The sequence below is a fragment of the Cellulomonas sp. genome (assembly GCF_965229465.1).
Taxonomy (GTDB): Bacteria; Actinomycetota; Actinomycetes; order Actinomycetales; family Cellulomonadaceae; genus Cellulomonas.
Genome location: NZ_OZ245882.1, coordinates 4,337,200 through 4,352,342, shown reverse-complemented (window position 1 = coordinate 4,352,342; position 15,143 = coordinate 4,337,200). Strand labels below are relative to the sequence as shown.

Sequence of the window (15,143 nt, the reverse complement as noted above, 5' to 3'; positions counted from 1 at the left end):
GACCGTGGCTCGTGCCGGCCGTGCCGCCGCCAGCGACGTCCGCGTGGCGCGGCTGGTGGGCCCGCCCGGCGCGGTGGTGGGGGTGGTCGACGTGCCCCCGGACCAGCGCACCTCGATCGTGCTGGTGCCGCCGGAGTCGAAGAAGCCCGACCAGGTGCTGTCGACCGCTCGCGTGCTCACGGCCCCGGCCGGCCCGGTCCGCACCGAGGTCCGGCTGCTGCTGGCCGACGACGCGCCGGCGGGGGAGCGGGCGGCGCAGCTGCTCTGGGACGGCGGGGCGATCGACGTGCGGATCGAGGTGCTCGGGATCCAAGCGGCCGAGGTCCGGCCGCTCGTCGTCCCGGTCTCCGGGCCGGCCGGCGCGATCGTGCCCGTGTCCGTGCACGCGGTGAACCGCGGGAACGTGCCGGTCGAGATCGCCAAGGTCGCGGTCCTGGCGTTCGAGGAGCGCGAGACGCTCGAGCACGCGATCGCCGCCGGGCTGAGCGGGAAGGCCCGAGGACTGGACCGGTGGGCGGTGGTGGCGGACACCGTGGCCGCGCGGCAGTCCGAGGCGGCCCGGGTGGTGGTGACGGACGGTGCCGGGACCCTCGCGCCAGGCGCCGACGCGCTCGTGGCGGCCGAGGTGCACGTCCCAGCAGGGCTGGGTTCCGGCGAGCACGCGGGCACCTGGGTGGTCGCCGGGGTGCGGGTACGGGTCGAGGTCCAGGTCACGGCCCCGGTGCCGACGGCCCGGACGCGGAGCACACGAGCGAAGGGGTCATCGTGAGCACTCAGCAGAGCATGACCGACCAGACGACGGCCGCGCTCGACGCGGTGGTCGGCGCGGGGCTGAAGCTCGGGCGGTCGGTGCTGGACGCGATGCGGTCGTCCACCCCCGTGTCGGACGTCGTCTCCGCCGTCGGCACGATGGACACGGGTGCGCTGCGCCTGCCGCAGGTGTCCCTGGGCACGCAGCCGTGCGGCTGCGCGATCCCCGACGCGTGCTTCCTGCCGGAGAAGCTGCCGACGGTCACCGCACACGGCTGCCCCGGCGCCACGATGACGCTGCGGCTGGTGGTGACCAATGAGTGGCCCGCCAGCCGGTTCGTCGCCGTCCGGGTCACCGGGGCCGATGCCGGCGCCGTGACGGTCGCCCCGGTGCAGCAGCAGATCGGGCCGTACGAGACCGCGACGTTCACCGCCACGGTGCACCTGCCCGACGACGCGTCCGAGTCCCTGTCGGCCCTGCTGTGGGTGCGCGGCTGCCGCGACCACGTGGTGCGGTGGGAGGTGTCGTCGTCGGAGGGCGGCTGCGCGTGCGTCCACGAGGTCGCGGTCCTCGACGAGCCCGACACGGTGCACCACTGGTACGACCACTTCTACAAGGAGCCGTGCTGCCGCCCGCAGCCGCGCCAGGGCCGGGTACCGGTCTCCCATGGCTGAGCCACGCCCCACCGCAGGCGCCGACGACCTGGTGCGCCGGATCGTCGACGCGAACGTGTCCTACTACAAGGCCTGGGGTGCCCTCGTCACCGACTGGCTCGCCGAGGTCACCGCGGTGGTGCAGGCGACGCCCGGCGTGGTCTCGCTCCAGACTCCCGGTCGTCCGGCGACGCACAGCCACGACGACGCGCCCGCCACGCACCAGCACGCCACGGGTGACGTCCCGGCGCCTGCCGCGGCACTGCTCGTGCTGGAGGGGCCGGCGGGGGCCGAGGCCGCGGGCGCGTTCGAGGTCGAGAACGTGCTGGACGCCGCGGCGGCGGGAGTGGTCGTCGTCGACCCGTTCCGCGACCCGTCCGGCCAACCGGTCGACGTCGAGGTCACGGTCACGCCCTCGACCCTCGACCTGGCCGCCAAGGAGTCGGTCGTCGTCTCGTTGCGGGCCACCGTGCCGGACACGGTGGTGGCGGGCGTCGACCACCGCAGCACGGTGCGTGTGGACGGCATCCCCGCCGGCACGATCGCCGTGGTGCTCCGGCGCACCGACGCATGAGCGAGGCCGCCAGCGGGGTGCTCGCGGCGTCGATGTGGTCGTGGGCCGCGCTCGTCTCCGACCCGGTCCGCGCGACCCGCCAGGCAGCCCGCGCCCGCGGCGAGGCGCTGGTGGTGGACGCCACGCCCCCGACTCCCGGCGGGGGACCGCTGCTCAGCCGCACGCAGCGAGGGCCGCGGCTCCTGGACGCGCCGACCAAGAACGACGGCCTGGTCGAGGAGTTCGACCGGCTCGCCGAGGCCTATGACTTCTACGTGCGGCCGTTCTCGGTCCCGCTCTTCTCCGAGGCCCTCGACATGCTGGCGCCCCTGCTCACGCCCGACGCCCGCGTGCTCGACGCGGGGTGCGGCCCGGGCAGGGAGCTGCGGGCCGTCGCGCGCCGGGTCCCGGACGGTGAGGTCGTGGGCGTCGACCTCGCGGCCGGGATGGTCGTCGGTGCGCACCGGGCCGCCTGGGCCGCGGGCCTCGACAACACGGCGTTCGTGCAGTCCGACGTCGGGGACCTGCCGCGGGACCTCGACGGCGCGTTCGACCTGGTCTACAACTGCCTCGCGCACCACCACTACCCGGACCCGGCGGCCGCGGCGGCGGCGATCCGGAGGTGCCTGCGGCCGGGCGGGCACTACGCGATCATCGACCCCGGGCCGTCGTGGTTCGTCGGCCTGGCGTCGGCGCTCTCGCTGGCCGGCGACCCGGGGTGGATCGGGTTCCACACCCCCGAGCAGTTCCGCGTGCTGCTCGACGGTGCCGGGTTCGTCGACGTGCGCTGGTACGACCTGCTGCCGGGATTCGGGATCGCCCTGGCGCGCGTCCCGGACTGACACGGTCACCTGACGCCCCTGACCCGACGCCGCACCTACACTCGGCCGCGTGCCCGGACCCGCCGCCCCTCCCGACCTGCGCGCCCGCGCGCGGCAGAGCGGCAGCACGGTGGCGCGTCGGGTCCTCGACCAGCCGCTGCGGCGCATCGGCATCGGCGGCGCCGTCGCGCTGCTTGCCGTCACCGCGGCGTTCGGCGGGCTCCAGGAGGAGACGCAGGACGGCCCCGAGGTGCTGGTCGTCGACGCCCCGGTCGAGGTCGCCCCGTTCGAGTTGACCGTGCACCGCGTCGTGTGGACCACGGACCTGCCGGGGCAGTACCTGTCCGAGGACGGCAACCGGTGGGTCGGCGTCGTCGCGACGGTGCGCAATACGGGCGACGCGGGCGTGCTGGGGGTCACCCTGCGGGACGCCCTGACGCTCACCGGGGTCGACGGTCTGGTCAAGGAGCCCGGCGCGCTGGTCCCGGGCGTGACGTCCACGTCGATCGCCCTGCTCGAGGACGGCTCGTCCCTCAGCCCCGTCCAGCCCGGACTGACCTACGAGGCCGCGTTCCTGTTCGAGCAGGACGGGTCCGCCGCCCCGCCCACCACCGCGACCGTGCTGCTCCAGCAGCACACGTGGCGCAAGGGCAGCCTCGACCCGACCGTGACGTGGTCGGACCCGACGACGACGCTGCGGGGCGAGCTCGACGTGCGCGAGGCCGTCTCCGACGCCGACGAGGAGGGCGACGAGTGAGCACCTCCGACGCCCCGCCAGACGCCCGACGCGGGCGCCGCCCCACCGCGCAGACGCTGGGTGCGGGAGCGGCCGTGCTCGCGGCGCTCGCCGTCGGCCACGTCGTCGTCACCGCGTTCCCGGTCGACGAGCGCGTGCAGGCGTCGTTCCTGCGTCCGGCGGTCGTCGGCGAGCCGGTCGAGCTCCGGTACGCGCGCCTGACGGCCGGCGAGCCCGCCGGCTCCACGGTCCTCGACCCCGACGACGGCTCGCTGCTCGCGACGCCAGGCGTGTGGCTCACCGTGCCGCTGACGATCGAGGCCACCGGGCAGCCGCGCGCGCTCGGCTTCGCGGAGCTCATCGGCGGGGACGGGCGCACGTACCTGGTGTTCACCGGGGGGCGCTCGTCGTTCCTCCCCGGTACGGCGCAGCCCGGGATCGCCCGCTACGCGACGCTGAGCGTGGAGGTCCCGCCCGAGGCCCTGCCGGGAGCACACCTGCGCATCGGCCTGGAGCAGAAGGACCAGCGCCGCGAGGACGTCGCCGACATCGACCTGGGCCTCACGCGGGCCGACGCGGACGCGTGGGCGGCGGACGACACGCCCGTGCTCGCCGGCCCGCGGTCCGACGAGCCGCCGGAGCAACCGTGACCACGCAGACCGTCCCCCCGGCCCCGACCTCGGCCGCGCCGGCGACGCCCGGGAGCTGGTGGCGTCGCAACCGCTGGGCGCTCGTCGCGCTGCCGGTCGCACTGGCCCTCGCGCTCGTCGCGGCGGGCGACCGCGTGCGGACGCTGTGGTGGGAGCAGGACCTGCGCCAGCCCGTCACCGCCGAGGCGGACGGGACCGCCGAGCTCCACCAGCGGGTCTACGACGGCTCCGGCGGCACCCTGCCGGTCGACGTGCGGGTGCGCCTGGACGGCGTCGCCGACGAGACCGACCTGCCCGAGGACATGGAGCTGCCTGCGGGAACCCGCGCGGTGCGGGTGGACCTCACGCTGAGCGCGGACCCCGACGTCGTCCTCACGGGCTGCTCTGTCGCCGTGCGGGACGCGGCCGGCACGCGGTACGACTACGTCGCGAGCGGCTGGGGTGCGCTCCAGTCACCGACGCCGTGCGTCCCCGAGGACGCGCCCGGGCCGTGGCCGCCGGTGGGCGACCTCGAGGACGCCCTCACCGACCCGGACGCCCTGCCGCGACCCGCCACGTGGTCCGTCTCGCCGGTGGTCGTGGTGCCCGAGGGCGTGCAGATCGCCGACGTCGTGGTGTGGTGGCAGAAGCCGCGGTACGTGCTGCTCGAGGTGTCGCGCTAGACCTCGGTCGGCTCCGCGGGAACCGGCACGCGAGCCGCGGCCGCTTCCTGGCCCGCGAGGATCCGGTCCACACCGGCGGCGAGCAGCGCCATCGTCAGGGTCAGCCCGACGGCGGTCGCGACGGACGACACCATCGGAGCGAACGCGAGCCACGTGTCGACGTCCTGCGGCCCGCTGATCGCGCGCGCGAGGAGCAGGATCCCCTCCTCGACCCGCGTGGCGACCAGGAACGCGAGCGCGAACACCAGCATCGGGCCCAGACCGGCGACCGCGAGCCGCCGCAACCCGTCCGCGAGCGCCGTGAACCGCCCCCGCACGTCACCGACGACCGGGGCCGCGGCCTCGGTGGTCCAGCGGCGCACCGGCGCCGGCACCCGCTGCCACGCCGCCGCGCGGACGCGCGGCTCGGGCTTGGGCGGCGCCGCGAGCTTGTGCCCGTACACGACGGCTCCGACGGTGAGCCACGCCAGCGGGATGACGACGAGGTCGTCGAGGTTGCCCAGCACGCCCGCGACCGCGTTCACGGCAGCGTCGACCGGCGCGGCAACAGGGCCGAGCGCCTCGAGCACGGTGAGCCACCAGTCGAGCACGATCGCCACGGCGCGCCGGCTCTCCACCCACGCCCACACGCTGTCCAGCAGCTGGGTGGCGAACGCTGCCACGACCAGGAGCCAGAAGGCCTCGACGTAGGCACCCGCGAACGCGAGCGCGCGGCGGTGGCTCCGGCCCTCCCACCGGCCGAGCAGCCAGCGCAGCACGACCGCCACGACCACCAGGGCGACGAGACCCCACCCGGTGGCGAGGTCGACGAACCCACCGTCCGCCCTCTCGGCGGAGAACGGGGAGCGCTCGACGAACTCCCGGTACGCGGCGGTGTTGAGGAACCGCGCGCGGTCCTCGTCGAGCAGCCCGTAGGACGCGTACAGCGCGAGGAACGGGACGAACACGGAGGCCAGCACGTCGACCAGTCCGCGCTCGTGCCCGGACGCCGCGTCGTCGGGCGCTCGGGTGCGGCCGATCGCGTCGAGGGCGGGCAGGTCGCGGCGCAGCACGTGCAGCATCGCGACGATCCCCGCGACCATGCTCAGCGGAGCGAGGACGAGCACCGCCCAGCCGAGCGTGTTGTTGACGGTCGACGCGTTGACGGCGGCCCAGCCGGCGGCGTGCCGCCCGGCCACGGCGAGCAGCGCGATCACGAGCAGCAGCGGCCACGAACGGATCCAGAGCCGTGCCCCCTGCGCCACGACGGCGCCGAGGTCGCGCAGCCAGGCGCGCAGCCCCGCGGGCGGGGCAGGGACGTGGGTCGGTGCGTCGGTCACGCCGGACATCATGACCTGCCCGGCCGTCGGGTGCGGCCCCGACCCGCAGTGCGGGAGCGACGAGCGCTCAGGGCGCCGGGCCGTCGGCCGCCAGGTCGCGCACGAGCTGCTGACCGACGTCGACGGACAGCTCCCTCAGCCGCGACGCGAGCGGCGACAGGGTGCCCCGTGACACCACCCGGACGACCCGGTCCGGGACCGCCGGCTCGAGGCGGTGGAACGACAGGGCCTCGTCGTGGCGCTGCCCCCACACGGAGAGCACCGGCATGACCGCCGAGCCGAGTCCCGCCCGGACCATCGAGGTGATGCCCTGGTTGTCGACGGTCCGGAACACGATGTCCGGCGCCACCGCAGCACGGGCGAAGGCGGCCTCGACCACGGCTTGGTCGCAGATCGGGGGGAGGGCCACCATCGCGCGGCCGTGGAGGTGGGCCAGCGCGACGGGTCCGGGCGCGAACGCGCGAGCTCGGGCCACCAGGACGTGCTCGTCCCGGAACACCTCGACGTGGTCGGCGTCGGCCGGGCCGGGGACGTCGAGGAACGCGAGGTCGAGCAGCTCGAGCGGCGGCTCGTCGGTCTCGTCCTCGAACAGGCGGACGTCCGCGTCCGGGTGCTCGACCCGGAGCCGGTCGAGGACCATCGGGAGCAGCACGTTGGTGACCGTCTGGAAGGTGCCGACGTCGACCCGCCCGGCGCCGGCGTGGAAGCGGTCGATGGCGTCCCGGGCAGCGCTGTCGGCCTCGAGGAGGGTCCTCGCCTGCGCCAGGACGAGTCGGCCGAGCGGCGTGATCCGGGGTCGACGAGCTCCGCCGGGACGGTCGAAGACGGCGCCACCGACTCGTCGCTCCAGGGCGGCGACCTGCTGGCTCAGCGTCGACTGCGTATAGCCCAGCTCGGCGGCGGCGGCCCCGAACGTGCCCGTGCGGGCCACGGCGTCGAGGGCGGCGAGGAGGCGCAGGTCCAGCATGACTCCAGTATCGCTCTACGCGATCATCACTATCAGGAACAATCGCTTTCCCCGGTGACGGCCGCGTCCTAGCGTCGATCCCATGAACCCCGAGACCATGATCCGTGTCGGTGACGTCGAGCTGTGCGTCCAGACCGCCGGGGACCGCGGCGACCCGGCCATCCTCCTCATCCACGGCGCAGCCGCGTCGATGATCGGGTGGGAGGAGGAGCTGTGCGACCGGCTGGCCGCCGGCGGCCGGTTCGTCATCCGCTACGACCAGCGCGACACCGGGCGGTCGACGGTGTCGCGAGGGGGGCACCCGGCCTACGACATGAGGGACCTGGCCGACGACGCCCTCGCGATCGCCGACGCGCTCGGCCTCGACACGGTCCACGTGGTGGGCCGCTCGATGTCGGGAGGGACGGCGCTCATCCTGGCCGTCGACCACCCCGACCGCGTCGCGAGCGTGACCTTCATGTCGACGACGACGGGTGACTCCGGCCTGCCCGGCCCGAGCTTCGCCTTCAGGGACGCCGTCGAGGCACCCGCGCCCGCGGTCGACGACCACGACGCCTGGGTCGAGCACGTCGTCGCGGTGATCCGGGCGTACGACGGCGACTCCACCCTGTTCGACGAGGTGCACGTGCGTCGGCTCGTCGAGCTCGATCTGGCGCGCTCCACGGACCCGGGCGCCGCGAACAACCACTTCGCCATCGACACCCCGGGGCCGGTGCACGGAGGGTTCGGCCACGTCGGCGTGCCCGCGCTCGTCGTCCACGGCGAGCTGGACCCGGTCTTCCCGCTGCCCCACGGGTACGCCCTGCGGGACGCGATCCCGGGGGCGAGGCTCGTCGTGCTCGAGGGTGCCGGTCACGAGCTGCCAGCGGCCCGGTGGGACGAGTTCACGGCGGCGCTGCTGGAGCACACGGCACCGCGGGGTGCGCGATGAGGTCCGCGGTGTGGCTGCCGCTGTTCGACGAGCTCGCCGACCCCCGGGTCGTCGCCGACCTCGCCGTCGAGGCCGAGGCCGCGGGGTGGGACGGGTTCTTCGTGTGGGACCAGCTCGCCTGGCGGGCGCCGGTGACTGCGGTGGGCGACCCGTGGGTCAGCCTCGCGGCCGCGGCCGCGGTGACGCACCGCCTGGTGCTCGGACCCATGGTGAGCCCCCTGGCGCGGCGTCGGCCCACCAAGGTCGCGCGAGAGACCGTGGCTCTCGACCGGCTCAGCGGCGGGCGCCTGGTCCTCGGCGTCGGCGTCGGCAGCGACTCGTTCGCCGGCGAGTACGCGCGCACGGGCGAACCCGTCGAGGACCGGACGCGCGCCGAGCTGCTCGACGAGTCGCTCGAGATCCTGCGCTCGACGTGGACCGGTGAGGCCGTGCACCATCACGGGACGCACCACCTCGTCGACGGCATGACCTTCGCCCCGACCCCGGTGCGCGGCGACATCCCGGTCTGGGTCGCGGCGTTCCCCGGGAACCTGCGGCCTCTGCGGCGTGCGGCCCGGCACGACGGCTTCTTCCCGGTCAACCTCACGTCCCCGGACCAGCTGGCGGAGGCGGTGGCGCGGGTCGGCGACCTGCGCACCGACCCGGCGCGGCCCTACGACGTCGCGATCGACCTGGCGCCTGGGGTGGACCCGGCTCCCTGGGTGGCCGCGGGTGCGACGTGGGTCCTCACCGACGTCGACCCCGCGACGCTGCGGCTGGACTCGGTGCGGGGCATGGTGCGGGCGGGACCGTCGAGCTGACGGTCAGCCCGCGTCCGTGCCGAACGACTCTGCGCTCACGGTCGCGTACGAGCGGCGGACAGCCTCCTCGAGGACGCCCAGGTCGATCGCGTCGAGGTCCTTGATGTAGACGCAGCTCGCGCCGGTCGTGTGGGGGCCGAGGCCCGCGAGCAGGCCGGCGTGCGCCTCGACACCGTCGGCGAGGTAGACCGTCGTCGCGGCCTTGCGCGGAGAGAACCCGGCGGCGATCGTGTCGCCCTGCCGACCCGACGCGTACTCGTAGTGGTAGGCGCCGAAGCCGACGATGCTCGGCCCCCACATCCTCGGCTGCTCACCCGTCACCCGGGTCATCAGCTCGACCAGGCGGAGCGCGTCCCGACGACGCACCGGGTTCTCGACCGCCGCGAGGAACGCGTCGACGTCCGCATCGGTCGGGGCGGTCTTGTTGGGCTCGCTCGCCATGGCGCCAGTATTCCGCGAGATCAGTCGGCGAGCGCCTGCACGATCCCGTGGCGTCCGATCTCCGCGAGCGTCGGGTGGTCCACCGGATGCATCTGCAGCACGACCGCCATGTGCAGCGCCCAGGCCTGCGCGCGCCGCCAGGTCGCGTCGTCGTAGGCCAACCGGTCCCGGAACGCTGCCCGGCCCTCGCCGTCGAAGGTGAGCCACGCGGTCGACAGGTCGGAGGCCGGGTCCCCGGACGTCACGTCGCCGAAGTCGATGACCGCCCGCAGCCGTCCGTCGTGCACCAGGAGGTTGGCCGGGTGCGGGTCGCCGTGCAGCCACAGCGCGGGGCCGTCCCACGGGGGAGCGGCCGCCAGGGCGCGCCAGCGCTCGAGGACGCGGTCTCCGTCGGCGAGGTCCAGGTGGTCGAGACGTTCGCGCAGGGGGTGCTCGCGAGGGCCGATCGGGACGCCTCGGAACGGGTTGACCGGTGCGTCGTCGGCCGCCGGGCGGTGCAGCGCGACGAAGACGTCCGCCAGCTGCGGCGCCCAGGCCGCCCGGCCCGCCACGGGGGTCCGGTGGGCCGCGACCGCGTCGAACCAGGGCACGACGCTCCACGGCCACGGGTAGGTGCCCGAGGGCGTCCCGACCCGCACGGGCACCGGCACGTCGACCGGGAGCCACGGCGCCAGGACGGGTAGCCACCGCTGCTCGTGCGTGACCAGGGGAGCGGCGAGCTCCCGCACCGGGAACCGGGCGGCCAGGTGCTCCCCGACACGCCACAGGGCGTTGTCCCAGCCGGTCCCGGACCAGGTCAGCGGGAGGTCGGCGAGGTCGGGGTGCTGCTCGCGCAGGAGCCTGCGCGCGAGGTCCTCGGTGACTTCGATCTCCGGGATCGGGTGGACCACGTCAGCGGGCCTGCACGATCCGGTGGGCGTCGTACGGCACGGCCCAGCCGAGCGCGTCGAACATCCGGGCCAGCACGATCCCCGTGAACCCCCACACCAGCCGCCCGTCGACGGTGAACGCGGGGGTGCGGACGGTCCGGCCCCACCGGGTGTGCTCGACGCTCGCGCGGTTGGCGGGATCCAGCAGGTCGGCGACGGGGACCCGGAACACGTCGACCGTCTCGGCGTGGTCGACCGCCGCGACCCGTGACGGGTGGGTCCACCACGCCGGCACCGGCGTGACCAGGTGGTTGCTCACAGGCACCGGCAGGGGAGGGAGGGTGCCGAGCACCTCGACGCCCGACGCGTCGAGGCCGACCTCCTCGACGGCCTCGCGCAGCGCGGCCTCCCGCGGCCCGGCGTCGGACTTCTCGAGCCGCCCACCGGGGAACGCGATCTGGCCGGCGTGGTGCCCGAGCGTCCGGGAGCGTCGCTGGAGCAGCACGTCGAGGTCGCGGGCGACCGCCGGCGACTCGGTGCGTGCGGGGGCGGTGTCCAGTGCGCCGAACAGCACCAGCACCGCGGCGGGCCGGGCCGTCGAGGCGTCCTCGAGCACGCGGGCCGGGTCCATCCGCCAGTCGACGCCGCGCGCGCACAGGTCGAGCAGCTCGGCACGCGCCCCGCCGACCTCCGGCGTCGGCTCGGTCATCCCCGGGCCCGGACGAGCTCCCCGAAGCCGGCGAACATCTTCTCGGCGGCGGGGACCAGACCGGGCAGGTGCCGGCGGCCGGCCGCGCGGATCTCGTCGATGTCGTCGTCGCCGAGCTCGCCGACCATGTCCGGCGTCGAGAGCCAGAGGTCGAGCATCCCGGCGTCGAGCTCGGGGTGGAACTGGAGGCCCAGCGCGCTGCCGGCGCGGAACGCCTGCACGGGCGTCGCCTCGGTCGAGGCCAGGAGGGTGGCGCCCGGCGGCAGGTCGACCGTGTCGGAGTGCCAGTGCAGCACCGTGGGCCGGGTGCCGAGCGCGCCGAGGACGGGGTCCTCGACGTCGATGTCCACGGGCGCGAACCCGATCTCGGTGGCGGCCCGCAGGTGCAGGTGCGAGCCGAGCGCCAGCGCGAGCAGCTGCATGCCCAGGCACACCCCCAGCACCGGCACGTCCGCGTCGACCGCGGCCGCGAGGAGCGCCCGCTCGGCGGCGAGGCCGGGGTGGCCCCGCACGTCGTCGGCGTCCATGGGGCCGCCCATCACGACCACGCCCGACACCTCGTCGAGAGCGGGGAGCCGCGCGTCCTCGAGGTCGAGGACGGTGCGCACCCGCAGGGGCGCGTCCAGCCCGCGAGAGATGAGGCCGGGGCCCTCGTGGGGTGCGTGCGTGATCACCAGGACGGGACGCATGCCGGTCACCACCCGTCGGGCAGCGGGCGCCCCTCCTCGTAGCCCGCGGCCGACTGGATCCCGACGACTGCGCGCTCGTGCAGCTCGTCGATCGTCGTGGCGCCCACGTACGTCGCCGCCGAGCGCACCCCGGCGGTGATCGTGTCGATGAGGTCCTCGACGCCCGGACGGCGGGGGTCCAGGAACATGCGGGAGGAGGAGATGCCCTCCTCGTAGAGGGCCTTGCGGGCCCGGTCGAACGCGGAGCCGCCCTTGGTGCGGGCGGCGACTGCCCGTGCCGACGCCATCCCGAACGATTCCTTGTACAGCCGCCCGTTGCCGTCCTCGTGCAGGTCGCCCGGCGACTCGTGGGTGCCGGCGAACCAGGACCCGACCATGACCTGCGAGGCACCGGCCGCGAGCGCCAGGGCGACGTCGCGCGGGTGCCGGACGCCGCCGTCGGCCCACACGTGCTTGCCGAGGCGCCGTGCCTCGGCCGCGCACTCGAGCACCGCGGAGAACTGGGGGCGCCCGACGGCGGTCATCATGCGCGTGGTGCACATGGCACCCGGTCCGACGCCCACCTTGACGATGTCCGCGCCGGCGGCGATCAGGTCGCGCGTCCCCTCGGCGGTGACCACGTTCCCCGCGACCACCGGCACCTGCGGGTCGAGCGAGCGGACGGCACCGAGGGCGTCGAGCATCTTGCGCTGGTGGCCGTGCGCGGTGTCGACCACGAGGACGTCGACCCCGGCCTCGAGCAGCTCGAGGGCCTTCTGCTTCACGTCGCCGTTGATGCCCACGGCCGCCGCGACGCGCAGGTGTCCCTGGCCGTCCACGGCGGGCTGGTAGATGGACGAGCGCAGCGCGCCGATCCGGGTGAGCACGCCGACGAGCTCGCCGTCACGCACCACGGGGGAGAACTTGCGGCGGGAGCCGTGCAGCTTCTCGAAGGCCGCCTCCAGCCCGCGCAGCCCGCCCTGCTCGATCATCGCGAGGTCCACCGTGGTCGGGTGGGCGGTCATGACCTCGCCTACCTGGGTGAAGCGGTCGACCCCCTGGCAGTCCGCCTCGGTGACGACCCCGACGGGCTTGCCGTCGTCCACCACCACCGCGGCGCCGTGCGCGCGCTTGCCGATGAGCGTGAGGGCGGTGTGCACGGTGTCGTGGCGGCTGACCACGACGGCGGTCTCCACGACGGGGTGCCGCATCTTGACCGAGGCGACGACCTCGGCCACGACGTCGGTCGGGACGTCCTGGGGGAGGACAGTGATGCCCCCGCGGCGGGCGACCGTCTCGGCCATCCGGCGTCCGGCGACGGCCGTCATGTTGGCGACGACGATCGGGATGGTGGTGCCGGTGCCGTCGACCGCAGTGAGGTCGACGTCGAAGCGGGAGGTGACCTCAGAACGCGACGGGACGAGGAAGACGTCTCCGTACGTGAGGTCGGAGGTGGCCGCGTGGCCGGGCAGGAAGCGCATGGGTGTTCCCCTTTCCGGTCCATGGTAGTCGTTGGCGACCGGCTCTTCACGGGGCCTCCACGGGCACCTGACCAGGCCCAGCGGGTCGGCAGGCCCCGGTCCCCGTACAGTGTGGACACAGCTTTCGGCGTCCGCACGGTGCGGCATCGTCGCCGCACACCGGAGGAGGAGGCACCACCATGGGTCTGCTCGATCGCATCAGCTCCCCGGACGACGTGCGCCGGCTCACGCCTCGCCAGGCCGACGACCTCGCCGCCGAGATCCGCACGTTCCTGGTCGACCGGGTCTCCCGCACCGGCGGACACCTCGGTCCGAACCTCGGCGTCGTCGAGCTGACCATCGCGATGCACCGGGTGTTCGAGTCGCCGCTGGACACCATGGTGTTCGACACCGGCCACCAGGCCTACGTGCACAAGCTGCTCACCGGCCGCCGTGACTTCTCGCAGCTGCGCAGCAAGGGCGGGCTGTCGGGCTACCCCAGCCGCTCCGAGTCCGAGCACGACGTGGTCGAGAACTCGCACGCGTCCACCGCGCTGAGCTGGGCGGACGGCATCGCCAAGGCCAACGAGCTCCAGGGCCGCGGCGACCGGCACGTGGTGGCGGTGATCGGGGACGGTGCGCTGACCGGGGGCATGGCCTGGGAGGCGCTGAACAACATCGCGGCCGGCCAGGACCGCCGGCTCGTGATCGTCGTCAACGACAACGGCCGCTCCTACGCGCCGACGATCGGCGGCCTCGCCCACCACCTCGACACGCTGCGCACCACGCGCGGCTACGAGAACGTCCTGTCCTGGGGCAAGCGCACGCTCCGCCGCTCCGGGCCTCCCGGCCGCGCCACCTATGACGCGCTGCACGGCATGAAGAAGGGCATCAAGGACGTCCTGGTCCCGCAGGGGATGTTCGAGGACCTGGGCATCAAGTACGTCGGCCCCGTCGACGGTCACGACGTGCGCGCGGTCGAGCGGGCGCTGCGCAACGCCAAGGCGTTCGGCGGCCCGGTCATCGTGCACGTCATCACGGAGAAGGGCCGGGGCTACGTGCCGGCCGAGCAGGACGTCGCGGACCGGTTCCACGCGGTCGGCAAGATCCACCCCGAGACCGGCCTGCCCGTGGCGCCCTCGCGGTTCGAGTGGACCAGCGTGTTCGCCGACGAGCTGGTGCGCATCGGGCGCCGACGTCCGGACGTCGTGGCCATCACCGCGGCGATGCTCCAGCCGGTGGGGCTCGCCCCGTTCGCCGCGGAGTTCCCGTCGCGCGTGTTCGACGTCGGCATCGCCGAGCAGCACGCGGCGACGTCCGCCGCGGGAATGGCCTTCGGCGGGCTGCACCCGGTCGTCGCGGTGTACGCCACGTTCCTCAACCGCGCGTTCGACCAGATCCTCATGGACGTCGCCCTGCACAAGGCCGGCGTGACGTTCGTGCTCGACCGCGCCGGGCTCACCGGCTCCGACGGCGCGAGCCACAACGGCATGTGGGACATGGCCATGCTCGGCGTCGTGCCGCGGTTGCGCCTGGCCGCGCCGCGCGACGAGGAGACGTTGCGCGACGCCCTGCGCACCGCGGTGGACGTCGCCGACGCGCCCACCGTCGTCCGGTACCCGAAGGGCGCCCTCGTGGACCCGGTGCCCGCCATCGACCACCTCGACGGCATCGACGTCCTGGCCCGGCACGACGGGCCCGCCGGTTCGCCGCACCTCCTTCTCGTCGGGTACGGGGCCATGGCGCAGACCGCGCTCGAGACGGCCGAGGTGCTGGCGGCGCACGGGCTGCGCGTCACGGTCGTCGACCCCCGCTGGGTCCTCCCGGTCTCGGGGGCCCTCACCAAGCTGGTCGGGGACCACGACCACGTGGTCACCATCGAGGACGGCGTGGTCGACGGCGGCCTCGGATCGGTGGTCGCGCAGCGGGCGCGCGAGGCCGGCATCAGCACCCCCGTGCAGGCGTTCGGCATCCCGCGTGAGTTCCTCGACCACGCCACCCGCGAGCAGCTGGTGACCGAGCTGCGCCTGCGTCCGGCCGACATCGCGCGCGATACGCTCGCAGCGCTGGGGCTGTCCTCCTGATGACCCGCATCACACGGGGCCTTAGGTCCTGGGACGAATGCCCGCCACCTCCGTAGCGTCGAGGTATCA

The 15,143-nt window shown here is 74.6% G+C and carries 17 protein-coding genes; 10 read left to right on the top strand and 7 right to left on the bottom strand.

Annotated elements, in window-relative coordinates:
• Nucleotides 1-4 precede the first annotated feature (4 nt).
• Genes ACO06A_RS20485 through ACO06A_RS20455 form a run of 7 tightly spaced genes read left to right on the top strand, consistent with a single transcriptional unit; the run spans nt 5 to nt 4,826 of the window.
• Nucleotides 5-769, top strand: a complete 765-nt coding sequence (locus ACO06A_RS20485) for a hypothetical protein (protein ID WP_421734026.1) — start codon at nt 5-7, stop codon at nt 767-769.
• Nucleotides 766-1,425, top strand: coding sequence for a hypothetical protein (locus ACO06A_RS20480; RefSeq protein ID WP_421734025.1), 660 nt, complete (start codon nt 766-768; stop codon nt 1,423-1,425). Before ACO06A_RS20485 ends, ACO06A_RS20480 begins: the two co-directional genes overlap by 4 nt.
• Nucleotides 1,418-1,978: a hypothetical protein gene (locus ACO06A_RS20475; protein WP_421734024.1), complete on the top strand. Its 561-nt coding sequence runs from the start codon at nt 1,418-1,420 to the stop codon at nt 1,976-1,978. The genes ACO06A_RS20480 and ACO06A_RS20475 overlap by 8 nt, the downstream gene beginning before the upstream one ends.
• On the top strand, nt 1,975-2,799 hold the full coding sequence (locus tag ACO06A_RS20470; protein WP_421734023.1) for a class I SAM-dependent methyltransferase: 825 nt from the start codon (nt 1,975-1,977) through the stop codon (nt 2,797-2,799). Before ACO06A_RS20475 ends, ACO06A_RS20470 begins: the two co-directional genes overlap by 4 nt.
• 49 nt (nt 2,800-2,848) lie before the next feature.
• Entirely contained in the window at nt 2,849-3,535 is a 687-nt protein-coding gene (locus ACO06A_RS20465) for a hypothetical protein (protein WP_421734022.1), read from the top strand.
• Nucleotides 3,532-4,164 carry a hypothetical protein gene (locus tag ACO06A_RS20460; RefSeq protein WP_421734021.1) on the top strand — a complete coding sequence of 211 codons (633 nt, stop codon included), beginning with the start codon at nt 3,532-3,534 and terminating at the stop codon, nt 4,162-4,164. Before ACO06A_RS20465 ends, ACO06A_RS20460 begins: the two co-directional genes overlap by 4 nt.
• The gene (locus ACO06A_RS20455) at nt 4,161-4,826 is read left to right on the top strand and encodes a hypothetical protein (RefSeq protein ID WP_421734020.1); all 666 of its coding nucleotides are present in this window, start codon (nt 4,161-4,163) and stop codon (nt 4,824-4,826) included. The genes ACO06A_RS20460 and ACO06A_RS20455 overlap by 4 nt, the downstream gene beginning before the upstream one ends.
• Here ACO06A_RS20455 and ACO06A_RS20450 read toward each other — a convergent pair.
• Both ACO06A_RS20450 and ACO06A_RS20445 read right to left on the bottom strand, forming a co-directional pair.
• A complete protein-coding gene (locus tag ACO06A_RS20450) occupies nt 4,823-6,145 on the bottom strand; it encodes a hypothetical protein (RefSeq protein ID WP_421734019.1) in 1,323 nt (440 codons plus the stop codon). The genes ACO06A_RS20455 and ACO06A_RS20450 overlap by 4 nt on opposite strands.
• Before the next feature lie 67 nt (nt 6,146-6,212).
• Nucleotides 6,213-7,112, bottom strand: a complete 900-nt coding sequence (locus ACO06A_RS20445; RefSeq protein WP_421734018.1) for a LysR family transcriptional regulator — start codon at nt 7,110-7,112, stop codon at nt 6,213-6,215.
• Nucleotides 7,113-7,194: 82 nt separating this feature from the next.
• Between ACO06A_RS20445 and ACO06A_RS20440 the strand changes: the two genes are divergently transcribed.
• Together ACO06A_RS20440 and ACO06A_RS20435 are read left to right on the top strand one after the other, a co-directional pair.
• Nucleotides 7,195-8,043, top strand: a complete 849-nt coding sequence (locus ACO06A_RS20440; RefSeq protein WP_421734017.1) for an alpha/beta hydrolase — start codon at nt 7,195-7,197, stop codon at nt 8,041-8,043.
• Nucleotides 8,040-8,843: an LLM class flavin-dependent oxidoreductase gene (locus tag ACO06A_RS20435; protein WP_421734016.1), complete on the top strand. Its 804-nt coding sequence runs from the start codon at nt 8,040-8,042 to the stop codon at nt 8,841-8,843. Before ACO06A_RS20440 ends, ACO06A_RS20435 begins: the two co-directional genes overlap by 4 nt.
• 3 nt (nt 8,844-8,846) lie before the next feature.
• Here ACO06A_RS20435 and ACO06A_RS20430 read toward each other — a convergent pair whose 3' ends face one another.
• The 5 genes from ACO06A_RS20430 to ACO06A_RS20410 are packed head-to-tail and all read right to left on the bottom strand — an operon-like array spanning nt 8,847 to nt 13,011.
• A complete protein-coding gene (locus ACO06A_RS20430; RefSeq protein ID WP_421734015.1) occupies nt 8,847-9,284 on the bottom strand; it encodes a DUF1801 domain-containing protein in 438 nt (145 codons plus the stop codon).
• Nucleotides 9,285-9,304: 20 nt separating this feature from the next.
• Nucleotides 9,305-10,174, bottom strand: a complete 870-nt coding sequence (locus tag ACO06A_RS20425; protein ID WP_421734014.1) for an aminoglycoside phosphotransferase family protein — start codon at nt 10,172-10,174, stop codon at nt 9,305-9,307.
• A gap of 1 nt (nt 10,175) precedes the next feature.
• The gene (locus ACO06A_RS20420) at nt 10,176-10,862 is read right to left on the bottom strand and encodes an NUDIX hydrolase (protein ID WP_421734013.1); all 687 of its coding nucleotides are present in this window, start codon (nt 10,860-10,862) and stop codon (nt 10,176-10,178) included.
• Complete coding sequence (locus tag ACO06A_RS20415) at nt 10,859-11,551, bottom strand: type 1 glutamine amidotransferase (RefSeq protein WP_421734012.1); 693 nt, start codon at nt 11,549-11,551, stop codon at nt 10,859-10,861. Before ACO06A_RS20415 ends, ACO06A_RS20420 begins: the two co-directional genes overlap by 4 nt.
• A 5-nt stretch (nt 11,552-11,556) precedes the next feature.
• A complete protein-coding gene (locus tag ACO06A_RS20410; protein WP_421734011.1) occupies nt 11,557-13,011 on the bottom strand; it encodes a GuaB1 family IMP dehydrogenase-related protein in 1,455 nt (484 codons plus the stop codon).
• Between the two features lie 179 nt (nt 13,012-13,190).
• On the opposite strand from ACO06A_RS20410, the gene dxs reads away from it, so the two are divergent.
• Entirely contained in the window at nt 13,191-15,074 is a 1,884-nt protein-coding gene (gene dxs, locus ACO06A_RS20405; protein ID WP_421734010.1) for a 1-deoxy-D-xylulose-5-phosphate synthase, read from the top strand.
• Nucleotides 15,075-15,143: the final 69 nt, after the last annotated feature.